This window comes from Halorubrum sp. Atlit-26R, from assembly GCF_003666015.1.
Lineage (GTDB): Archaea > Halobacteriota > Halobacteria > Halobacteriales > Haloferacaceae > Halorubrum.
Genome location: NZ_QPLT01000085.1, coordinates 1 through 1,101, shown reverse-complemented (window position 1 = coordinate 1,101; position 1,101 = coordinate 1). Strand labels below are relative to the sequence as shown.

2 protein-coding genes are annotated in these 1,101 nt (G+C 51.1%); one reads left to right on the top strand and one right to left on the bottom strand.

What is annotated here, in order from left to right; translation table 11 throughout:
• Window positions 1–308 (top strand): DUF3892 domain-containing protein (locus DVK07_RS19415; RefSeq protein ID WP_121598503.1); only part of this gene is annotated, 308 nt, incomplete at its 5' end.
• Here the strand turns inward: DVK07_RS19415 and DVK07_RS19410 are convergent.
• Complete coding sequence (locus tag DVK07_RS19410; RefSeq protein WP_121598502.1) at window positions 305–541, bottom strand: helix-turn-helix domain-containing protein; 237 nt, start codon at window positions 539–541, stop codon at window positions 305–307. The two genes, DVK07_RS19415 and DVK07_RS19410, sit on opposite strands and share 4 nt — an antisense overlap.
• Between the last annotated feature and the right edge of the window lie 560 nt (window positions 542–1,101).

The following is a 1,101-nucleotide window of genomic DNA, read 5'->3' as shown; positions in this document are numbered from 1 at the left end:
TGTCAGGATGGGGAGACTACGCCATCACGGCTGTTCGGTACAACAACGACGATACCCGGATTAAACAGGTTAAGCGGAAGGAAGTCGAGCCAGATGTTCTCACGAACACCAAGACCGTTGATCGCTCAGCAGTAGTAGCCGGTATCGAATCGGGTGACAATTATACTACTGCAATCTGGAACGAGGATTCAGAAAATTGGAGTCTGGGCGATGAGATTCACGTACTTGAGGTCAACGGCGAGAAATTTATTCGCACAGATCAAAGCAACACCGAGGAAGACAACCTTGGTGGCTTACCGACTTTCTAAGGTTTATCCACTAATTCCCACAGCAGAGCGTTGCCGACCTTTCGACTCTCGACATCGCCTTCCTCTTCGAGACTTTGGAGCTTCAGATAAGCAGTTCTTCGGTCGCACCCCACGTGTTCAGCAACGTCGGTCGTCCCAGCTGCACCGTGTTCCTCAAGGACCCGGAGAAAATCTTCCCGAGGATATTCCTCGCTAAACCGACCACTGTTCTCGTCACGCTTCCGGTCGCCCATATCACCGATATTGATCCCGGTTCACTAATGAGTGCTGGGACAGCATCCATTAGTCGAACGACCAAAGGTTTATGCCATTAGCAGTATGACTAATGGGTGGAAGCTCAGCCATAGGGCGTTAATCAGGAAACGCCCGGGTGTGGTAGCACCCAGGCTGGGTTCAGAATAACCAATCTCGAACCCATGACGAAATCAACACCACCAAATCAAGAAAGTATCGACAGCAAGCTTATTGAAGACATAAACAAACTGAAACTGTCAGATTTGGCGGAAGGGGCCGTTATCTGTCAAGTCTGCGACTATCGAATTCGTGAAGGTGGACGCATTACTGTGTCCACTTTTCGGTCAGAGTCTGATCCGAAGTTTAAGATTGAGGATACGTTTTGCCGTGGTCACGGAGATGAGTATAGTCGCTCGTGGGATCGGTCGCTCCGTGAGCTGGTTGTGCGAGGGCGTGTTGGTACTGTGTCGGACACCGCGACGCAGTCGACGTGGCCGGTATTGCTTGACCCTGAGCTGGTTGCCCTCAGTCCGGTAAACACGATAGAGGCATACACGCT